This is a genomic window from Pseudomonas sp. NPDC088368, from assembly GCF_044753445.1.
Classification (GTDB): Bacteria; Pseudomonadota; Gammaproteobacteria; order Pseudomonadales; family Pseudomonadaceae; genus Aquipseudomonas; species Aquipseudomonas bambusae.
Genome location: NZ_JBIVNG010000004.1, coordinates 468,529 through 489,412, shown reverse-complemented (window position 1 = coordinate 489,412; position 20,884 = coordinate 468,529). Strand labels below are relative to the sequence as shown.

Genomic DNA, 20,884 nt, shown 5'->3' with positions numbered 1-20,884 from the left:
AACGACACTCAGAGGGTGATTCAATGGCAATTATCGGAATAGAAAGTCTGGTCTATGGCGTCGAGGATTTGAGCGAATCAACCCGCTTCTTTGAAGACTTCGGCCTGCCGCTCATTCATCAGGACACCGACTCCAGCCTCTTCCGGCTGGAAGAAGGTTCCCATGTGGTCCTTCGACTGCTGGGCGACCCGACGCTGCCCGCGTCCAGTGTGATTGGCAGCGGCGTGCTCGAAACCATTTGGGGCGTGGACTCACAGGCGTCGCTGGAGGCGTTGGCGCAGCAGTTGGGGCGTGACCGGGACCTCACGTTCGATGCAGACGGCACTGTGCATTTCCAGACCGATTGCGGGTTGGCGATGGCGCTTCGGGTCTACTCCCGGAAAACCGTACTGACGGCCCCCGATGCGCTGAACTCGCCCGGCCGGATCAATCGGCTCAATCAGCACCGCAAGTGGCGTCTGCGGGCACGCCCCAAGGTGATCCAGCACGTGGTGTTCGCGGTTCAGGACTACGAAAAGACATTCGCCTTCATGAAGGAACGGCTGGGGTTCAGGCTGTCGGACCACCAACGCACTTTCGGCATTTATGCGCGCGCGGACGGGGCCAACAACCACCACAACATCTTCTTCCTGAACGCCAATCTGCCCTTCGGTGGCAATGTCGGGGAAGTGCGTTTTCATCACGCCAACTTCGGCGTCGAGGACATTGACGAACTGATGGTCGGCGCCAATTACATGGAGCGTAAGGGCTGGGAAAAATCCCATTTCGGGTTGGGTCGCCACCGCATCGATTCCGGGCTGTTTTATTACGTGCCCTGCCCGGCCGGTGGAGAAGCCGAATATGGCGCAGACGCCGATTACGTCGACGATAACTGGATACCCCGCGACTGGGAGGAACCGACGTTCGGCTTCGCGCATTACGTGCACAACATCCCACCGTTCCTGAAAGAAGAACCGGGATGGGTCGTCAAATACCTGGAAGGCAGCGTGCCCACCGTCAAGAGCAAGTAACTGACGGCGTTTGAATCGCCCGTCTTGCATAAACAACAAGACGGGCGCAGATGAATCGGTATCGCTGAGTTATTGTTTGACGCCACTGTTCATTTGCGCGGCGACGCGATGCAACAAGTCGCGAAACCACAAGGAGACCTGATCAGAGCCAAAGGATTTGTGGTATTGAATGTACTCTCTGAAGATGGGCATCTCGACCGGAAGTTCGTGTATCGCGATGGGAAATGTCGACTGATACAACTTCGCCAACTCATGATGCACCGTGGCAATACGGTTCGTGCCCACGACCAGACTCGGCAATAAACTGAAGTACAGACAAATCACTTCTATTCGTCTGACCTTTCCATACTTGGCGAGGAACCAGTCTTCGAACAACGCCGTACGCCCCTCTTCGATTTGCGTCACCACGTGACCCAGCTTTTGATAATCCTCGAACTTCACGCCTGCTTTGATGGCAGCGTTCTGGTCCCACGCCACGCAACAAAAACGGTCCTGGAACAGAAACTCGGTGGGATGGGCGGGATGGGTAAAGTTCTCCGGGGCAATGACGAAATCCACTTCGCCCCGGTCGAGGCGGTCCAGATAGGAGCCGTTCAGGATCGACATGCGAATCCTGACGTTGGGGGCTTCCAACGCCACAGCCCGCACCACGGCCGGCATGAACACGCTGCTGACGTAGTCGGACACGATGATCGACACCTCGGCATCGACCTCTGAAATATCGAACGTTTCCCGGATCTGCGTGACTTTTTGAATGCTGATTAGAATGGACTTAACTTCCGGCGCCAGGCGTTCACCGAGTGATGTAATGACCATCTTTCTGCCCGTAGGCACCAACAGTTCGTCTTGAAAATACTCTCTGAGTCGGGTCAGCGAATTGCTCATGGCGGACTGGCTCAGATAAATCCGCTCTGCCGCTTTCGATACACTTTTTTCCCGCAACAAGGCGTCGAGCGCGACCAACTGGTTTAAGTCCAAGCGGTTAAACCTCATCGCCCCTCTCCTCTGTTCTTATATTTATACGGTCCACGGGTGGTATTGATCTAATCCATTCCTCAATACACGGTCGGAAGCCTACCCTTCCCACTGGGATTTTTCAATCCTGGCGGTCGGTTACCGACAACTTTCATCACTCACAATGATAATAAACAGGGGTATTGTTCGATGCCTGGCAATCCAATAGATTCTTTTATCGTCACCACTGACGATCTTCATTACATCGGTCATAAGTTACAGCGCCCGGAATGCATTCTGGCCGAGCGCGACGGTTCTTTATGGACAGCGGACGCACGGGGTGGCGTGGTGCACATTCAGCCCGACGGCAGCCAGCAGTTGATTCTTCCCAAACAAACGACGAGCGCCACGGTGTCAAACCCCTCCGAAGAGGCCTCTCGACTGACCACCGGCAGTTTGCCCAACGGCCTGGCGTTCGCCCGCAATGGCGACATCATCATTTCCAACTTTGGCACGGACCGGTTGGAGTTGATGAGCCGTCAGGGGGATTTCAGCGTCATGGCCGACACGATCGATGGCCTTCCTATCGGCAAGGTCAACTTCGTGCTGCGGGACAGCAAAGACCGCATCTGGATGACGATTTCCACCCGAACGGTGAACTGGATGACGGCCATGAGCCCCACCATTTCAGACGGCTACATTGCGCTGTACCAGCACGGCGTGCTGCGGGTCGTGGCCGAAGGGTTTCACTTCACCAACGAAATCAGGCTCGATGCCAACGAGGAATGGCTGTACGTCGCCGAAACCTGTGGCATGCGCGTGACCCGATTGCGCGTGCTCGATGACGGGTCCCTGGTGGATCGCGAAGTGTTCGGCCCCTCGAACCACAACGGCTTCATCGACGGCATCACCTTCGACGCCTTCGGCAACCTGTGGGGAACGCACATCATGCTGGACCGGGTGTTCGCGATCACGCCCCAGGGTGACATGAAGATCATCCTCGACGACGACAACGGCAGTGCCGAAGGCAAGGCCCTGCTCGCCGCGTTCGCAGAAGACAAGGCCACCGCAGACTTGATGTTGGCGTGCGGCGGCACCATCGCGCCCTGGTTCACCAGCATCACCTTTGGCGGCGCCGACCTGTCCACCGTGTACATCGGCACCCTGCGGGGCGACCGCATTCCGTATTTCAAATCCCCGGTGGCGGGCTTGCCGATGGTTCACTGGTAGTCGCCTGCCCTCTCAAGCCCGGCCAATCCCGTCGCAACGACGGGATTGTTCAGTCCCCTGAACACTCATTTCGTCCTCTGCCCGTATATGGGTTTTTCCCGACTCGATAGAGTTTCCTCATGCCGCTCAGCCCTGTTGAACGGCCCTCGCTTTCCCTTTTTCCAGACCTCCCTTCCTTCGGGATTTCACGGAGTGAACCATGACCGATAACGCGCAAGACAATCAGCCCGCCGGGTACCTGCCTGACGCCGTGTGGCAGCCGAAAACGGCGTACGGCGGCCAATTCGCAAGCATCAACCGCGCCGACTCGGGCGCACGCTTCGAACAAGCGCTGCCGGTGGGCATGCACCCGCTTCAGCTGTATTCCCAAGGCACGCCCAACGGCCAGAAAGTGACGATTCTGCTGGAAGAATTGCTCGCCCTCGGACACGAAGGCGCCGAGTACGACGCGTGGCTGATCGACATTTTCAAGGGCGACCAGTTCGGCAGTGGTTTCGTCGGCATCAACCCCAATTCGAAAATTCCGGCGTTGGTGGATCACTCGATGAACCCTGCCCTGCCGGTCTTCGAAAGCGGTTCCATCATGGTGTACCTCGCAGAACGCTTCGGCGCCTTTCTGCCGACCGAGCCACGTGCACGTTCCGAGACCTTCAACTGGCTGATGTGGCAGATGAGCACGGCGCCATTCGTGGGCGGCGGCCTGGGGCATTTCTATGCCTATGCGCCGATCAAGATCGAATACGCCATCGACCGTTACGCCATGGAAACCAAGCGTCAGTTGCATGTGCTGGACACCCACCTCGCCTCCCACGAATACCTGGCGGGGGATCAATACACCATCGCCGACATGGCCGTGTGGCCCTGGCATCCGGGCAGTCTGTTCGGGGTCTACGGCACCCACGCCTTTCTCGCGGTCGAGGAATACACCCACCTGATGCGCTGGTATCACGCCATTGCCGCACGGCCTGCCGTAGCCCGCGGCCGCCTCGTCAATCGCACGTCCGGCGCGCCGGGAACGTCCCTGCGCGAGCGCCACGACACCACCGATTTCGATGCCTTGCTGAAATAGGCAAAGCGCTTCAGCGGGTACGATGTCCTGCAACCGTTGACGGCTCCCGACGCAAGGTGCCGGTGTTGGCGAACAGTTCGGCGATCCAGTCGACGAACACCCGCACTTTGGTCGAGAGATGGCGATTTTCGGGGTACACCGCGTAGACCGGCAGCGGCTCGTTGGCCCAGTCATCCAGCACCGTCACCAATCGCCCATCTCTCACCCAAGGGGCCATCAAAAAATCGGCCATTTGCACGATGCCCAGACCTGAGAGGCCAGCGGCGGTGTAGGCATAGCTGTCGCTCAAGGCGATGTGGCTGGACAGGGCCACCTGCACGCGCTCTTCCGCTCGCGTGAAATACCAGTCGAACGTCTTGCCGGTGCGTGCGGAGAAATAATTGACGCAGCGGTGATGGGCCAGGTCGTTGGGGTGCAGCGGACGTCCGTGGCGCTCAAGGTACGCGGGCGAAGCGCAGGTGGCGTAATGCATCGTGCCGACACTGCGGGCGATCAAGCGAGAATCCGCGAGCTGACGACCGCCACGAATGGCGCAGTCCACGCCTTCCTCCAAAAGGTCCACAGGCCGGTCGCTGCACCCGAGCTCCAAGCGAATGTCGGGGTAGCGTTCGAAAAAATCCGGCAGCGCCGGAATGATCACTTCGCTGGCCAGGCCCGTGGGTACGTCGGCCCGCAAGCGCCCCGAGGGGCTGAGCCTGTGAAGGGAAACGGCGTCTTCGGCGTCACGCACCTCCGACAGAATGCGCAAACAGCGCTCGTAGAACGATGCGCCCTCGGCGGTGACGCTGACGTGGCGGGTCGTCCGGTTGAGCAGCTTGACCGACAGCGACGTTTCCAGGGACTGGATGAGGGTTGTCACCGTCGCCTTGGGCAACTTCAGGGTGTCGGAGGCGCGGGTGAATCCTCCGGTGTCCACGACCTGAACGAAGACTTCCATCGTCAGCAATTTGTTGATCACGGCCGTTCCTCCTCAGCACTCTCGGCGATGATCGTCTGCACGATCACCAGCGCCGGGGCGAGCGTCTGCGCAATCCGCTCAGCCTTCGTGGTGGGCCGCACGTGACGCCCGCACGGCACGAACAGCGGATCGTCAAAGCGCTTTCGCAACTTGCTGAGCACATTGCTGACCGCTGGCTGCGTCACGTTCAAGACATGGGCCGCCTTCGACACGCCCCCTTCCTGATACACCATCAGGAAGGTCACCAGCGAATTGAGGTCGAATTTCTGGAAGTGCTGGCCGTCAATCGGCATGGGGCGCCCTCTGCACTCTCACAGGCTTCCCCGGATGACGAAGCTCTGCCAGCCGCGCATGTGATTGATGAAACGCTCGCTCAATCCGCCGTCACGCAAATACTGCGCAGGCACGGGCAGTTTCGGGCTTTCATAGGCCGGGTTTTCCCAGACTTGACGCGGAAAATCCCGCTGGAGAATGCTGGCGCAGCCGATCAACACGAAATCACAGCCTTGATCCATCAACTCCCCTGCGCGTTGGGCTGTCATGATTTTCCCCGCCGCCCCTACTCGCACCCCGTCGCGGGGCAGTTCCGTGAACACGCTCAGCATGTTCTGCCCCTTGAACGTGCCCTCCTGGACGATCTGCGCGGAATCCCACAGGGCCAGGTCGAGGTAGTCGATCAGTTCCCGGCGAAGGATGTCGGCGGTGATGTCCCGCAGCTCATCCAGCAACAGCCCGTATCGTTCGACGGACAGGCGCCAGCCAATCTGGAAATCGGGGCCGCACGCTCGACGAATGCCCTCCATGACTTCAATCGTCAGACGGGCGCGGTTCTCGACGCTGCCGCCGTATTGGTCCGTGCGGTCGTTGTACAGCGGCGACATGAACTCCGACAGAATCCAGCCAAAGGCGCCGTGTATCGCCACGCCGTCGAAGCCGGCCGTTTCTGCCCTCACCGCACCGGCGATGAAGCTGTCGCGGATGCGCTCGACTTGCTCGGTGGTCAACGCCCGGACTCCCGGCACCGTGTAATTGGACGCAGGCGCCGGAATGCCGCCAATCAGCGGATTGGCGCGATGCCCGGCGTGGTGCAGCTGCACCGCCGACAACCCGCCGCCTTCGCGGATCGCGCGGGCCATTTTGGTCAGGCCTTCCAGCTGTGCGTCGCAGTTGATCCCCAACTGCCGTTCGAAACCAATGCCGCTGGCTTCCACGTAGGTGGCACAGGTCTGGACCAGACCGTAACCCCCTTGGCCGATCTGTTCCATCCACTGCTGATCGAACTCAGTGGCCGTGCCGTCGTGTTCGCTTTGCTGGTTGGTCAGTGGCGCCAGCATGAAGCGGTTGCGCATCGCCGGGCCGTGAAGCAGCGCCAGCGGTTTGAATAAATCTGAAACGGACATAACACCAATCTCCCATCACACAACGTTCGAACGAGCGTCAGCCACCGGGGCTGACGCTGAATCAACCCCGACGATCCTGTTGCTGCGAATCGACGACCCCACCCGCCTGCTGGCGCTCATCGGCCTGCCAGCCGCCGCCGAGGGCGCGCACCAGGTCCACCGTCGCTCGCGCCCGCGCCCCTTCGGACTGGATCAACAATTGCCGGTTACGCAGCAACGTTCGCTCGGCATCGACCACGACCAGGTAGTCCACGTCACCTTCGTCGAAACGGGACTTGGCCGAACGGGCTACACGGGACGAGGCCTCTTGCGCACCCTGTTGATGAACGATTCGCGCGTCCAGCGTGCGCATGGAAACGAGGGCATCCTCGACTTCGCGGAACGCCTGCAACACGGTCTTGCGGTACTCGCCCACCCGTTCCTCGTAAACCGCGCGGGCGCGGGCCATGTCGGCCTTGCGCCGCCCGCCGTCGAAGATCGGCAGGTTCAACGCCGTGCCCACCAGCGGCCCCAACAGAAAGGTGCGCTGCGACCAATTCGTCAGATTGCCGAGGTCCGTGGACTCGTAGCCCAGCGCGCCGGTCAGCGACAACGACGGGAAAAAAGCCGCTTTTGCCACGCCGATCCGAGCGTTCTCGGCGGCCATGGCGCGCTCGGCAGCGGCGATGTCAGGGCGACGCTCCAGCAACGTCGAAGGCAGGCCCGGCGGCAGTTGAACGGTGATCGGGTTCAGCGGTTTCCCTTCCACCGAAAACGCTGACGGTGCCTGACCCAGCAAGGTGGCCAGCGCATGGGCCGTCAACGCGTATTGCTGCTCGACCGCCAGTTGCTCGGCCCGGGCGGAATACAGCTCGGTTTGCGCCTGGTCGACCACATAATTCGCCACGGCGCCGTTGTCGAGCCGTCGCACCAGCAGCTTCGCGGTGTTGTCGCGCAGCGTCACCGTTTCCTCCAGCAACAGGCGTTCACCCTCCAGTTGGCGCAGGCTGAAATAGGTGCGGGCGACATCGGCCTGAATCAGCAACAGCATCTGGTCCGCCAAGGCCTGTTGCCGGGAGGCGTCCGCCTCAGCCGCTGCGATGCTGGCGGAAACGCGGCCAAACAGATCGACCTCATAGGCCACTGTGGCCTGGGCGCGCCAAAGGGTTTGCGCGGTGCCCGGTTCACCATCGCCGCGCCCGTCCGCAGCACCCGAGGTGCGCTGGCGGGTGGGACCGAAGCCTGCGTCAACGTCAGGGAAACGCGCCGACTCACTGCGCGCCGTCAACGCACGCGCCTGTTTGAGTCGGGCCATCGCGATGCTGACGTCCGGGTTGGCCGCCAGAGCCTGCGCTTCCAATCGTTCAAGGACAGGGTCGCCCATGATGGTCCACCAGGGCGACGGCTTTTGGGCATCCGCGGGCGCGGCGGGTTGCCAGCGACCGGGGGTTTCCGACGGCGTCAGCGGCGTGGCGGATGACTGACCGGCCTCGACGAACTGCGCAGGCACCTGCAAGTCAGGGCGTTGCTCGACAGGCGTCACCGAACAGGCCGACAGCAGCGCCAGCCCGATCGCCAGGCTGAGCAGATTCCGAGGCGTACGAGCCGAACGCCCGCCTGCATGGATTGAATAAGTCATGCCAGACGCTCCGGCTGCGGTTGATCGTGATGATGGGAAACGAGCGCGGGCGCTTCGTGGTGGGCCGCACTGTGCAACGGTTTGTTACCGCTGAGGGCGCGGACCACCACGTAGAACAGCGGCGTGAGGAACAGCCCGAAGAAGGTCACGCCGATCATCCCGAAGAACACCGAGATGCCCATGGCCTGGCGCATTTCAGAACCGGCGCCCGACGACATGACCAACGGAATCACGCCCATGATGAAGGCCATCGACGTCATCAGAATCGGCCGCAGACGCAAGCGGCACGCCTCGATGACGGCCTGGACCGTGGACCTGCCAGCCATCTCCAGCTCACGGGCAAACTCGACAATCAGGATGGCGTTTTTTGACGCCAGGCCGACCAGTACGATCAGGCCGATCTGGGTGAAGATGTTGTTGTCACCGTGGGTCAGCCACACGCCGAGCAGCGCCGAAAAAAGACTCATCGGGATGATCAGAATGATCGCCAGCGGCAGGGTCAGGCTCTCGTACTGCGCGGCCAGAACGAAGAACACCAGCAACACGCACAGCGGCAGAATCCAGATCGCCGTGTTGCCCGCGATGATTTGCTGGTAGGTCAGGTCGGTCCATTCGTAGCTCATGCCCGCTGGGAGGGTTTCGGCGGCAATGCGTTGAATGGCGGCCATGGCCTGATCCGAGGAATAGCCTGGCGCCGGGCTGCCGCCCACGTCAGCCGCAGTGAAACCGTTGTAGCGCACGACCTGATCCGGGCCATAGGTCTGGCTGATCCGGGCGACCGAGGCGATGGGGATCATCTGCCCGCCATCGCTGCGCACATGCAGTTGGCCAATGTCATCCGGCTTGGAACGGAACGGGCTGTCCGCCTGCATCCGCACCTGATACACGCGCCCCAGGAAGTTGAAGTCGTTGACGTAATACGAGCCCAGGAACGCTTGCAGCGTGTCGAACAGGACCGGCGTACTCACGCCAAGTTGCTGGGCCTTGGCGCGGTCGATGTCGATCTTCAACTGCGGCACGTTCACGGTGTAGGTGCTGAACAACGGGCCGAGTTCCGGCGCTTCGGCAGCCTTTTTGATGAACGCTTGCGTGGCCGTGTACAGCGCTTCGTAACCGAGGTCGCCACGGTCTTCGATCTGCAATTTGAAACCGCCCAGCGTGCCCAGTCCGTACACCGGTGGCGGCGGAAAAATTCCCGTGAACGCGTTACCGATGGTGCTGAACTCACGGGCCAGGTCGGCGGCCACCTGATTGGCACTGATGCCCTGGCGGTCCTTGAACGGTTTGAGCAGAACGAAACTCAACGCGGTGCTGGAGCTTTTGGTCACGGCGTTGATCGACAACCCGCTGTACGCCGAGGTGCCCATGACCGCCGGGTGCTTGAGGGCCATTTCGTTCATACGGTTCATGATCGCTTCGGTGCGGTCCAGCGTCGAACCTTCCGGCAATTGGGCCAGGCTGACGAGGTATTCCTTGTCTTGAGCGGGCACGAAACCGCCCGGCACGTGGCCCGTCAGCCACCATGTCGCGCCCAGCAACGCGGCGTACACCACCAACAAGCTGCCTTTGTGTTTCACCAGCCCGCCGATGCCGCCGCCATAGCGTTCCGACGCGCGATCGAAGGTACGGTTGAAGCGCCCGAAAAACCGGCCGAACAGTGCATTGGTCACACGGGTCACGGCATCCGGCTTGGCGTCGTGCCCCTTCAAAAGCATGGCCGACAACGCAGGCGACAAGGTCAGCGAGTTCACCGCCGAGATTAGCGTCGAGATGGCGATGGTGACCGCAAACTGCTTGTAGAACTCACCGGTCAAGCCACTGAGAAACGCCAGCGGCAGGAACACGGCAGAGAGTGTCAGGGCGATGGCGATGATCGGTCCGCTGACTTCACGCATGGCCTGATAAGTCGCCTCCCGGGGATTCAACCCTCGGGCGATGTTGCGCTCGACGTTTTCGACCACGACGATGGCGTCGTCCACCACAATGCCGATGGCCACCACGAGGCCGAACAGCGACAGGGTGTTGATCGAGTAACCCGCCAACAGCAGGAAGGTGAAGGTCCCGATAATCGAGATCGGCACGGCGAGCAGCGGAATGATCGACGCGCGCCAGGTTTGCAGGAACAGGAACACCACCAGCACCACCAGAGCCACCGACTCCAACAGCGTCTCGACCACGGCATCGATGCCGTTCTGCACCGCGCGACTCGGCTCGTAAACGACGCGGTAGATCAGGTCCTGAGGGAAGTCTTTTTCAAGTTCCTGCATGGCCCGATGCACGTCGCGGGAAATCTGCAACGAATTGGCGCCGGGCGCTTCCTGCACGGTCACGGCCACGGCAGGCGCGTTGTCCAGAGTGGCGCGAATGCCGTAGTCCTCGGCCCCCAGTTCGACCCGTGCGACGTCGCCCAGACGGGTGATCGCCCCGCGCGCATCGGACTTGATGACGATGCTTTTGAATTCGTCGGGGGTCTTGAGCCGTCCGTCCGCATTGACGTTGAGCTGGTACGCGGTGGTCGATGGCGTCGGCGCGCTGCCAATGGTGCCCACCGCCGCCTGAATGTTCTGGCGGCGAATGGCGTCGGCCACATCGTTGGCGCTCAGCCCTCGCTCGGCGAGCGCCGCAGGGTTCAGCCACACGCGCATGGCGTAGCCGCCCGGGCCCCAGATCGACACTTCGCCCACGCCGGCAATCCGCGCCAGACGGTCCTTCACATGGAGGATGGCGTAGTTACTGACGTAGTTATTGTCGTAGGTGCCCTTGGGCGAAACCATGTGCACGGCGATGGTGATGATCGGCGAGTTCTTGATCGCCGTGACACCCAGACGCTGCACGTCTTCAGGCAACCGCGCCTGAGCCTGGGAAACGCGGGTCTGCACAAGCTGCTGCGCCTTGTCCGGGTCGGTCCCCAGCTTGAACGTCACGGTCAGGTAGAGATGGCCGTCGCCGCTGGCCTTGGAATCCATGTACAGCATGTCCTGCACGCCGTTGATGGATTGCTCCAGCGGCGCAGCGACGGTTTCGGCGATGGTCTTGGCGTTGGCACCGGGGTATTGCGCGTGAACCACCACCGAAGGCGGAATGACTTGCGGGTATTCCGAGACGGGCATGTTGAACGCCGAGACGATGCCCGCGAGCAGGATCAGCGCCGAGATCACACAGGCGAAGATCGGCCTGTCGATGAAGAACTTAGAGACGTTCAAGACCGGCCTCCCAGGGCGGCGCTGGCCGATTCGGGCTGAGCGGCGGGCTTCGCGTCCGCCGCGACCGCCGAGACTTCGGCACCGGGCATGGCACGGAAGGCGCCGTCCACGATCACCTTCTCATTGGCCTCGACGCCGCTGCGCACCACGCGGTCGGTCCCCTGTAAGGTGCCCAGTTCCACGAAGCGTCGCTCGACCTTGTTCTGCGCATTGATCACCAGTACGTATTTGCGGTCCTGATCGGTGCCGACGACGGTCTCATCGACCATCACCGCTTTGTACGGCGCACCGCCTTGCAACCGAACCCGCGCTTGCAGACCGGAGAGCATGTCAGGGCTGACTTTTTCCAGACGCGCACGCACCCGCACCGTGCCCGAGCGGGTGTCCATCTGGTTATCGAGGGATTCGATGCTGGCGGAATACGGGAACGCGTCATCGTTGGCCAGGCCGACCTTGACCACCGGTTGCGTGCCCGCGCGCAACGACGGCGCGATAAGGCGCAGGTAACTCTGCTCGTCCACATTGAAGGAGGCGTAGAGCTTGCCGTCGGAGACGATTCGGGTCAGCGGCACTGCGTCGCCGCCCGCAGCGACCACGTTGCCCACGGTGATTTCTGCGCGGGAAATACGGCCTGCGATGGGCGACCTGACCTGGGTGTAACTGAGCATCAGTTGAGCCTGTGCCAAGGCGGCCTGCGCGCCTTTCAGCGCCGCCGCCGCTTCACGGGCCGCATTGTCGAACGTGTCGAAATCCCTGCGGGCGATGGCGTTCGATTCCAGCAGACGCTTGCCCCGCGCCTGCTCGACGTTCGCGTGCCGCTGGCGCTCTTCGGCGCCTGCAACATTGGCCTGGGCCTGGCGCACTTGGGTCTCGAAGGGCGCAGGGTCGATGGTGAACAGCAAATCGTTCTGGCGCACCGACTGGCCGTCCTTGAAGTGCACCGTCAGCAGCGTGCCCGCCACTTTCGGGCGCACGTCCACCACATCGACGGCTTCCAGACGCCCGGTAAAGTCCTGGGAATCCGAGACCCAGCGCAATTGGGCGGATTTGTATTTCACGGCGGGCAATGGAGCGGCCGGTTCGGCTTGAGCTTCCGCGCCGGGCTTCCAGAAAGCACTGCCAGCGCCGATGGCTGCAAGCACGGCTACCGCCAACAGGTGCTGTTTTTTGAGGGGATTCATGCGAGTGATTCCAAAGTTGAATACCCGCAGTCTGAGGCCGTCCCTCAGAGCCATCTAGATCGAAACTTGGCTATGTTTATTGCCTTAAATGGAATAACCACCACTGATAATCGAGTGATATCAAGCGAATCAGCTTTTTTAATCCTCGAAAAAAGCCATGCTTATTGCTACAACTGCAATTAATTTTGCCAGCTGGAGTGAGCGTGTGGACCGTATTCAATCGATGCAGATCTACGCCCGTGTGGTTGAAATGCACAGTTTCACCCGCGCGGCCGAAAGCCTGTCCCTGCCGCCTTCGCGGGTCACCCGTTCAGTGAAAGAACTGGAGGCGTTTCTCGGGGTGTGCCTGTTGCGCAGGACCACTCGCCACATCAGCCTGACCCCGGACGGCACGCTGTATTACGACCAATGCAGACGCTTGCTGGCGGACATCGAAGCGGTCGAGTCAAGCTTTCCCGGTTCCGCCGGAAAGCCCCGAGGCCGCTTGCGGGTGGACATGACGCTGTCGCTGGCGCGGCTGGTGGTGCTGCCACGGATCAAGGATTTCCAGGCGCGCTTTCCCGACGTCGAACTCACCCTGACCATGGCGGACCGCACGGTCGAACTGATTCAGGAAGGGATCGATTGCGTGATCCGGGCGGGCACGCCCGAGGACTCGCCGACGCTGGTGGCCAAGCGCATCGGCGCGTTCGACTGGATTGTCTGCGCGTCCCCGGAATACCTCGCCGAGCACGGCACGCCAAACACGCTCGAAGACCTGGCCGACCATCACGCCGTGGGTTACCTCTCCAGCCGAACGGCCCGGTCGCTGGAGTGGCACTTCGTGATGGACGGCGAAGAGCGCTGCATCCGCATGCCGGAACGCCTCATCGTCAACGACACCGACGCCTATGTCGAATGTGCCTTGGGCGGGCTGGGGCTGATCCGGGCCGGGAGCTACATGGTGCGTCACCACCTGGCCAGCGGACGACTGGTACACGTCTTGGCCAACTGCCCTGCCCCCGCCGTTCCGCTCTCGGTGCTCTACCCGAAGAACCGCCACCTGTCGCCAACCGTCCGCGCGTTCGTGGACTGGGTCGGCGGCGTTGTGCGCGAGGCGGAAGGCAGTTGGAAGGTCAGTGCGTGACGGAGTAGAGGCTCACCGTTTACGCAATTGCCTCCACGTATCCACGCTGTACACCAACAGCCCCAGCCAGATGAACACGAACGCCGTCAGCGTCGCGGGCGCCAGGACCTCGCCGAACAGCGTCACGGCCAGAATCAGCACCAGCGTTGGCGCGAGGTATTGCAGAAAGCCCAGCGTCGAATACGGCAGATGCCGCGCGGCGGCGTTGAAACACAGCAATGGAATCAAGGTGATCAGCCCTGCCATTGCCAGCCAGAGGACTTCGTGACTCAACAGAAACGCGGGCTGCACACTGTCCGCGTCCGCATGAAACGCTACCCATCCCAAAGCCAACGGCACCAGCAACCAGGTCTCGACCACCAGCCCCGGCAACGCGGCCACCGGGGCACGTTTGCGTATCAGCCCATAGAAACCAAACGTCAACGCCAGAACCAATGACACCCACGGCAAGCTACCCACCTGCCACACCTGCTGCGCGACGCCGATGGACGCCAGGCCCACCGCGACCCACTGCAATCGGCGCAGGCGCTCACCCATCAGCAGCATGCCGAGCAAGACGTTGATCAAGGGATTGATGTAATAACCGAGGCTCGCTTCCAGCATCCGACCATGGTTTACAGCCCAGACATAGACCAGCCAGTTGCTCGCGATCAAGCACCCGCTCACTGCCAATATCCCCAGCCGCCGGGGATTTTGCAGCAACTCGCGCCACCAGCCGGGGTGCTTCCAGACCAGCAGCATCGCCGAGCCGAACAGGGCCGACCACAGCACGCGATGGACGATGATTTCCACAGCGGGCACGCTTTGCACCGCTTTGAAATAGAGCGGAATGAAGCCCCACATGAAATACGCGCTCAGGCCCAGCAGGTAGCCTTTGCGCGGGTTGACGGCAGTTTGCATCGGTGGTCCTTTCCGGCGTTGTTATGAAAAACGGCTGACGAGGATACCGGTCAGCCAGCCGTTTTTCGAATTCATCAGCGCACGGCCGTCCCGAGGGCGCTCATCCTCTTCAACGCTTGATAGTCACACTGCGCGGAAACTGCGTCAGGCACTCATACCCCTGAGGTTGAACAACAATGGTTTCCGACATTTCCATCCCCCAGCCCTTCATCCACATGCCGAGGATGATGTGCAGCGTGGTGTTCGTCTCGATCGGCTCGTGCTCGCCCGGACGCAGGCTGATGACGTGCTCGCCCCAATCCGGTGGCAGGCCGATCCCGATCGAGTAACCGATGCGGCTGTCCTTGCGCAGCCCGTAGCGGTTCAGCACCTGCTGCCAACTGGCGTGAATGTCTGCTCCACTGACCCCGGTCTTGACCATCGCCAGCACTTCGCTCATGCCTTCCTCAACCGCCGCAGCGGTGTGGGTCAGTTCGTCAGGCGGGTTCGATCCCAGGTGCAGCGTGCGCGCAAGACCGGTGGTGTAGTGGCGGCGAGCGCCTGCCAGTTCGATGGCCACAGTCTGGTTGTCGATGAACTTCTCATCGGTCCAGGCCGGGTGCGCGGCAGAGGCTTTCTCGCCCGCCAGAATGATCGGGCACAGGGCGGTGATGTCGCCGCCAAACGGCGCGTCGGGCGCGATCTGGGCTTTGTAGATTTCCGCGATGACGTCGGACTGGCGTACGCCCGGCTGGATCATGTCCTGAGCGACGTGCATGGCGCCTTGAACGATCGTGGCCGCTTCGCGGTGGTACTGAATCTCGGTCTCGCTCTTCACCACCCGTGCGCGGTTGACGAGCAGATCGCAGTCCACGAACACGCCGTTCGGCAGTTTGGCGATCAGGCTGTTCAGCGAGCGTGGCGAGAAGAAATAGCTGTCGGACTCGTAACCGATGCGTCGCGCACTCGGCCAGCGTTTGGCGACAAATTCACCGATATAATCGCTGGGGTGAATGTCCCGGCGCATCACGTAATCTTCGGGGTAACCGATGACGTGGTCGTTGCCCATCCAGGTGGTCAACGCGGCACCGGGGGCGTCCATGGCTCGGCCAATCCAGACCGGCTTGCTGTCCTGCAAACTGACGATCACAAACTGCGGCGTGTAGAACGACCAGTCCGCCGCGCCGGTCAGCCAGAAGATGTTGTTAGCATCCGCCACCAACAGCAGGTCGACGGACGCCTCCGCCATTCGATGCTTCACCTTTTGCAGACGGCTCGCGTATTCGGCGTCTGTGAAAAACGGGTCACTCATGATCCACCTCGTCTTATTGAATTTTTTGGGTGCAGGGCGTCGCGTGTCAGGCTTCGGGGCTGGCGAACATCGCCAGGAAATCGCCCTTGGCGATGTACCCACCGAAATGACGGCCCAGCAGCGTGCCGGTAACGGGTGCGGTCACGGCCAGCGGCTCCTTATCCAGCTGTTCGAAGTCATGAATGCGGGCGATCACCTGACCGGCTTCCACTGCTTCGCCCAAGTCGCGGGTGAATTCGATGAAGCCGCTGTTCTGTGCGCTCACGTAACCGTCGGCCTCGTTTTGCATGATGACCACCGGCGAGACAGCGGGCTTTGGCGTCGTGTCATAAACCTCAGTGTGCACAAGGAAGTTATGGGCGCCGTCCTGTGCGAGTTTGACCGTCGCAGCAGTGGTCGAACCGCCGCCGCCCAACTCGGTGGAGAGAAACAGCTTGCCCTTCTCTTCCACGGCGGTGTCGAGCATGCCCTCGTTGTCCAGCTCTTCCAGAATCAGGCCGATGGGTGCGCCGAAGGCGATGAGCGCCTCGCGGGCACGCAAGGTCTGCGCTTTATCGGGCAACTGATGAGAGACCGCGAAAGGCTGGAAAAACATGGTCCGGCCGCCTGCGTGAATATCCAGCACCGCGTCGGCGCGGCTGATCAACTCGGCCTCGACGAAATGGGCGATCTGTTCGGTGATCGTCCCTTCCGCCCTGCCGCGAAACGCGCGGTTCATGTTCAAACCGTCGATGGGTGACAGGCGAGTGCCGGCTTTCAGCGCGGGGTAATTGAGGGCGGGAACGATGCAGATCGTGCCGGTGACCCGCTGCACGTCGATGGCTCGCGCCAGGTTGGATAACGCCAGAGGCCCTTCGTATTCGTCGCCATGATTGCCCCCGGTCAACAACACGAACGGCCCCTCGCCGTTCTGGATGACGATCACCGGAATCTGCAGGCTGCCCCATGCGGATTCGTTTCGGGACCAGGGGAAATTCAGACTTCCGAACTGACGCCCCGTCAGTTCCCAATCGATGGTCAGCCGACCTTTGCTCTTCTTGTTCATGCGTCCCACCCCACTTGCCGTCGTCTCTGTGAACCCCTTACGTGAGACAAATCATAGCGATTCCCCCAAACCATATCCGACGATAAACAATCGTCCAGAGATGAAATCCGTACAAAATCGGATAGAAACGAGGAAAAACTGCGTTATCTGCGGTTCAGATCAGCGGCAAAACGGGACATCAGAAAACCTTCCGACGTCGCGATTCGTTGTGGGAGTCAAGAAGGGATCAATCCAGATCAATGGGCAATTCGAACCCGGCTTTCACCCGGTCCATGACCACCAGCGTCTTGAAGCTCTTGATGTCCGAGTTCTCGTAGAAGAACCGGCGGGTGAACTGTTCGTAGTCTTCCATGTTCTTCGCGGTGATCACCAGGACGAAGTCCGAATCGCCCGTGACGTAATACCCGGTCATCACTTCCGGCGTATTGCGGATGGATTTTTTGAAGCGGTCGATGATGTCGGAACGTTCCCTCTCCAGGGTCACCAGCACCAGCATGAACACGTTCCGCCCCACGGCTTTAGGCGACACGATGGACACGTCACCTTCGATCACCCCTTCCTTGCGCAGCGTTTTCAAACGTCGCTGGCACGCGGTGGCGGACAACCCGACCAGGTTGCCCAATTCCTCGGACGTGATCCGGTTGTTCTTCTGCATTGCACCCAGAATGTTGACGTCTATCCGGTCGAGAACAAACATTGGCTTTCTCCTTAGTGCAACACGATGACGCTGAAGAGTGAATGGCAGCGGGGTCGGATGCTCTCACACGGATCAACCGCCAGCAACGCATGACCCTGTCTGGCAGCACCCAATAAGCGACCACAGAAAAAAGGCCGGTACGAAACCGGCCTTCTTCATGAGCAGGGCGAGACGATCAGCGCAATGCGCCTTCCTTCGCCAGCTCGTCCATCACTTTGTTTACCGCCTGGCGAGCGATGTCGACGATCTGATCCACTTCCTTCTCGGTGGTGGTCAGAGGCGGTGCGAAGCCGAGGATTTCACCATGTGGCATTGCCCGCGCGATCAGGTTCAGGTCGCGAGCAGCCTTGGAGATCCGCGCGCCGACTTTCAGGGCCGGGTCGAAACGTTTTTTGGTGGCCGGATCGGCGACGAACTCAATCGCAGCCATCAGGCCCACACCGCGCACTTCACCTACGATCGGCAGGTTGTCGAAGACTTCGTGCAGGCTGCTTTGCAAGTACGCACCCACGCGGTTCGCATTGCCCGGAATGTCTTCACGCTCGACGATGTCCAGCACCGCGTTCGCCGCTGCCACCGCAATCGGGTGGCCGGAATAGGTGTAGCCGTGGGAGAACGCGCCGACGCGGTCTGCGCCCTCTTCCATGACCTTGTAGACCTTCTCGCCGACAATGGCCGCGGACAGCGGCATATAAGCCGAGGTCAGGCCTTTGGCGACGGTGATCAGGTCGGGCGTGATGCCGTATTTTTCGCAGCCGAACATGGCGCCGGTGCGGCCGAACGCGGTGATCACCTCGTCAGCGATCAGCAGAATGTCGTACTTCTGCAGGATCGGCTGAATCGCTTCCCAATAACCGGCCGGTGGCGGCGTGATACCGCCAGTGCCGAGCACGGGTTCGGCGATGAAACCGCCGATGGTGTCCGGGTCTTCGCGCAGGATCAGTTCTTCGAGTTCACGGGCACGACGGGCCGAAAACTGCAGTTCGGTTTCACCCGGCTGAGCGTCCCAATACTGATGAGGGACGCCCGTGCGCAAGATGCCGGAGATCGGCAGGTCCATGTGATCGTGGTAGAAGTTCATGCCGGTCAGGGAGCCGGACATCACCGAGCAGCCGTGGTAACCGCGATCACGGGTGATGATCTTTTTCTTCTTCGGCAGACCGCGCAGGTTGTTGTAATACCAAACCAGCTTGGCCTGGGTTTCGTTGGCGTCGGACCCGGACGTGCCGTAGAACACCTTGCTCATCTTGCCTGGCGCCATCTTCACCAAACGATCAGACAGGCTCGCCAGTTCGTCCGTCGTGTGCGCGGCGTAGCTGTGGTAATACGCGAGCCTGTGCGCCTGACGGGAAATGGCCTCGGCCACTTCGTCACGGCCATAGCCGATGTTCATGCAGTACAGGCCGGCAAACCCGTCGATGTACTCGCGCCCGGTCGAATCGGTGATGCGAATGCCTTTACCGGTTTCGATAATGGTCGGGTCACCCAGCTTGCCGCTGGCAAAATCCTTCAGGTTGGTGAAGGGGTGCAGCACGGAATTGCGGTCCTGGGCAGCGACGGTATCGTGCTCTGTCTTATTCATGTCGTTCTCCTTCTCTCTCACAGGTTGCCAAAACAGACGTATTTGATTTCCATGTATTCTTCCAGGCCGTGCTTCGACCCTTCCCTGCCCAACCCCGACTGTTTCCAGCCTCCGAACGGAATGGGCGCACCGGTAAACTTCGGCGTATTGATCGCCACCATGCCGTATTGCAAGCGGTCGGACAGGCGCAGCGCACGGCGCAAATCGTTGGTGTAAACATAGGCGGCCAGCGCGAATTCGGAATCGTTGGCGCGTTGCAGCACTTCTTCTTCGGTGTCGAACACGAACACAGCGGCGACCGGCCCGAAGGTCTCATCGCGGGCAATGTCCATGTCATCAGTGGCGTCGGCCAGCAGCGTCGGCTGCACAAAATTGCCGTCGATGTCCGACCCGCCCACCAGCAACTTCGCACCCAAGGACATGGCATTGAGGATCTGTGCCTGGCATTTCACCGCGACGGATCTGCGGGTCATCGGGCCAATGTCCACACCCGGCTCCAGACCATGACCCACCTTCAGTTTTTTCACCCCCGCTGCCAGCGTGCTCACGAATGACGCGTAAAGGCTGCGATGAACGTAGATGCGGTTGGCCGCCAGGCAATCCTGGCCTGAGGTGGCGAATTTCGCGTTGAGGCACGCGGCGACCGCGTCCTCGACCGACGCGTCTTCGAACACGATGAACGGCGCATGACCACCCAGTTCGAGGGACACGCGTTTCACGGTGTCACTGGAGGTCTTGAGCAGGATTTTTCCGACTTCGGTCGAGCCAGTGAAACTGAACGCGCGCACCTCGGGGAACTGAAGCAGGCGCGCGGATTGAGCGACGGCATCGCCGGTCAGTACCTGGAACACCCCCGCTGGCATCCCCGCCTCTTCCGCCAGTTTCGCAAGGGCCAATGCCGACAGCGGTGTTTCAGGCGCGGGCTTGACGATCATCGTGCACCCGGCAGCCAATGCAGCACCGGCCTTGCGGGTGATCATCGCGCTCGGGAAGTTCCAGGGAGTGATTGCGACCGTCACGCCGATGGGCTGCAACTTGGTCAGCAACTGGCTGCCCGGCAAATGACTCGGGATGGTTTCGCCGTAGCAACGCTCGCCCTCTGCCGCGAACCAGTCGAGGAACGCCGCGCCGTACGAGATTTCACCCACGGACTCCGCCAGCGGCTTGCCCTGCTCGGCCGTCATGATGACTGCCAGGTCCTGAGCGTGTTCGCGCATCAGCGTCGCCCACTTGCGCAAGATCAGCCCGCGTTGAACCGGCAGCAACTGGCTCCAGGCGGGAAGCGCTGCGCTGGCGGCTTCGACGGCGCGGTCGGCCCAAATCGGCGCGCAGTGGGCAACATGCGTGATGGTCGCCCCCGTGGCGGGGTCGGTTACGGCAAGTTTGGCGTCGGCATCGACCCACTCTCCGTTTATATAGGCTCGAAGCTCCAGCAAATCCTTTCGAGCGAGGCGGTTCAGTGCGTCTTTAACGATATCGGTCATGGCAGTCGTCTAACGTTGTGTCTGTGTGCGAAAGCTTAGGGCCGCCTACTGACGCAAAAACGTCGAAACCCTTCGCGCCGACGCAGTGTTACTGCGTTATCCCGCTGACCGCGCCGTTTTTCTGCATTCCTCGTTT

The 20,884-nt window shown here is 61.1% G+C and carries 17 protein-coding genes; 4 read left to right on the top strand and 13 right to left on the bottom strand.

Annotated features, from left to right (window positions below; genetic code table 11):
* Positions 1 to 23 precede the first annotated feature (23 nt).
* Positions 24 to 1,010 carry a VOC family protein gene (locus ACIQAL_RS11330; protein ID WP_341963379.1) on the top strand — a complete coding sequence of 329 codons (987 nt, stop codon included), beginning with the start codon at positions 24 to 26 and terminating at the stop codon, positions 1,008 to 1,010.
* 69 nt (positions 1,011 to 1,079) lie between these two features.
* Here ACIQAL_RS11330 and ACIQAL_RS11325 read toward each other — a convergent pair whose 3' ends face one another.
* Positions 1,080 to 2,003: a LysR family transcriptional regulator gene (locus tag ACIQAL_RS11325; RefSeq protein ID WP_401145232.1), complete on the bottom strand. Its 924-nt coding sequence runs from the start codon at positions 2,001 to 2,003 to the stop codon at positions 1,080 to 1,082.
* 171 nt (positions 2,004 to 2,174) lie between these two features.
* On the opposite strand from ACIQAL_RS11325, the gene ACIQAL_RS11320 reads away from it, so the two are divergent.
* Positions 2,175 to 3,194, top strand: a complete 1,020-nt coding sequence (locus tag ACIQAL_RS11320; RefSeq protein ID WP_401145230.1) for an SMP-30/gluconolactonase/LRE family protein — start codon at positions 2,175 to 2,177, stop codon at positions 3,192 to 3,194.
* A gap of 199 nt (positions 3,195 to 3,393) precedes the next feature.
* A complete protein-coding gene (gene yghU / locus ACIQAL_RS11315) occupies positions 3,394 to 4,263 on the top strand; it encodes a glutathione-dependent disulfide-bond oxidoreductase (protein WP_401145228.1) in 870 nt (289 codons plus the stop codon).
* Between the two features lie 10 nt (positions 4,264 to 4,273).
* On the opposite strand, the gene ACIQAL_RS11310 is transcribed toward yghU, so the two are convergent.
* From ACIQAL_RS11310 to ACIQAL_RS11285, 6 genes are all read right to left on the bottom strand, one after another.
* The gene (locus tag ACIQAL_RS11310; protein WP_401145226.1) at positions 4,274 to 5,221 is read right to left on the bottom strand and encodes a LysR family transcriptional regulator; all 948 of its coding nucleotides are present in this window, start codon (positions 5,219 to 5,221) and stop codon (positions 4,274 to 4,276) included.
* The gene (locus tag ACIQAL_RS11305; RefSeq protein WP_166598184.1) at positions 5,218 to 5,514 is read right to left on the bottom strand and encodes a LysR family transcriptional regulator; all 297 of its coding nucleotides are present in this window, start codon (positions 5,512 to 5,514) and stop codon (positions 5,218 to 5,220) included. Before ACIQAL_RS11305 ends, ACIQAL_RS11310 begins: the two co-directional genes overlap by 4 nt.
* An 18-nt stretch (positions 5,515 to 5,532) precedes the next feature.
* Positions 5,533 to 6,621, bottom strand: coding sequence for an NADH:flavin oxidoreductase (locus tag ACIQAL_RS11300; RefSeq protein ID WP_401145224.1), 1,089 nt, complete (start codon positions 6,619 to 6,621; stop codon positions 5,533 to 5,535).
* A gap of 61 nt (positions 6,622 to 6,682) precedes the next feature.
* Complete coding sequence (locus ACIQAL_RS11295) at positions 6,683 to 8,239, bottom strand: efflux transporter outer membrane subunit (protein WP_401145222.1); 1,557 nt, start codon at positions 8,237 to 8,239, stop codon at positions 6,683 to 6,685.
* Positions 8,236 to 11,442, bottom strand: coding sequence for an efflux RND transporter permease subunit (locus ACIQAL_RS11290; protein WP_401145220.1), 3,207 nt, complete (start codon positions 11,440 to 11,442; stop codon positions 8,236 to 8,238). Before ACIQAL_RS11290 ends, ACIQAL_RS11295 begins: the two co-directional genes overlap by 4 nt.
* Complete coding sequence (locus ACIQAL_RS11285) at positions 11,439 to 12,623, bottom strand: efflux RND transporter periplasmic adaptor subunit (protein WP_401145218.1); 1,185 nt, start codon at positions 12,621 to 12,623, stop codon at positions 11,439 to 11,441. Before ACIQAL_RS11285 ends, ACIQAL_RS11290 begins: the two co-directional genes overlap by 4 nt.
* Before the next feature lie 205 nt (positions 12,624 to 12,828).
* Between ACIQAL_RS11285 and ACIQAL_RS11280 the strand changes: the two genes are divergently transcribed.
* Entirely contained in the window at positions 12,829 to 13,749 is a 921-nt protein-coding gene (locus ACIQAL_RS11280) for a LysR family transcriptional regulator (RefSeq protein WP_401145216.1), read from the top strand.
* Between the two features lie 12 nt (positions 13,750 to 13,761).
* On the opposite strand, the gene rarD is transcribed toward ACIQAL_RS11280, so the two are convergent.
* The 6 genes from rarD to ACIQAL_RS11250 all read right to left on the bottom strand — a co-directional run bounded on the left by rarD (position 13,762) and on the right by ACIQAL_RS11250 (position 20,748).
* Entirely contained in the window at positions 13,762 to 14,649 is an 888-nt protein-coding gene (gene rarD, locus ACIQAL_RS11275) for an EamA family transporter RarD (RefSeq protein ID WP_401145214.1), read from the bottom strand.
* Positions 14,650 to 14,758: 109 nt separating this feature from the next.
* Positions 14,759 to 15,940, bottom strand: a complete 1,182-nt coding sequence (locus ACIQAL_RS11270; protein WP_401145212.1) for a M24 family metallopeptidase — start codon at positions 15,938 to 15,940, stop codon at positions 14,759 to 14,761.
* A gap of 46 nt (positions 15,941 to 15,986) precedes the next feature.
* Positions 15,987 to 16,985: a succinylglutamate desuccinylase/aspartoacylase family protein gene (locus tag ACIQAL_RS11265; RefSeq protein ID WP_401145210.1), complete on the bottom strand. Its 999-nt coding sequence runs from the start codon at positions 16,983 to 16,985 to the stop codon at positions 15,987 to 15,989.
* A 226-nt stretch (positions 16,986 to 17,211) separates the two neighbouring features.
* Complete coding sequence (locus ACIQAL_RS11260) at positions 17,212 to 17,682, bottom strand: Lrp/AsnC family transcriptional regulator (RefSeq protein ID WP_166598766.1); 471 nt, start codon at positions 17,680 to 17,682, stop codon at positions 17,212 to 17,214.
* Between the two features lie 175 nt (positions 17,683 to 17,857).
* Positions 17,858 to 19,264, bottom strand: a complete 1,407-nt coding sequence (locus tag ACIQAL_RS11255) for an aminotransferase (protein WP_401145208.1) — start codon at positions 19,262 to 19,264, stop codon at positions 17,858 to 17,860.
* A 17-nt stretch (positions 19,265 to 19,281) separates the two neighbouring features.
* A complete protein-coding gene (locus tag ACIQAL_RS11250) occupies positions 19,282 to 20,748 on the bottom strand; it encodes an NAD-dependent succinate-semialdehyde dehydrogenase (protein ID WP_401145206.1) in 1,467 nt (488 codons plus the stop codon).
* Between the last annotated feature and the right edge of the window lie 136 nt (positions 20,749 to 20,884).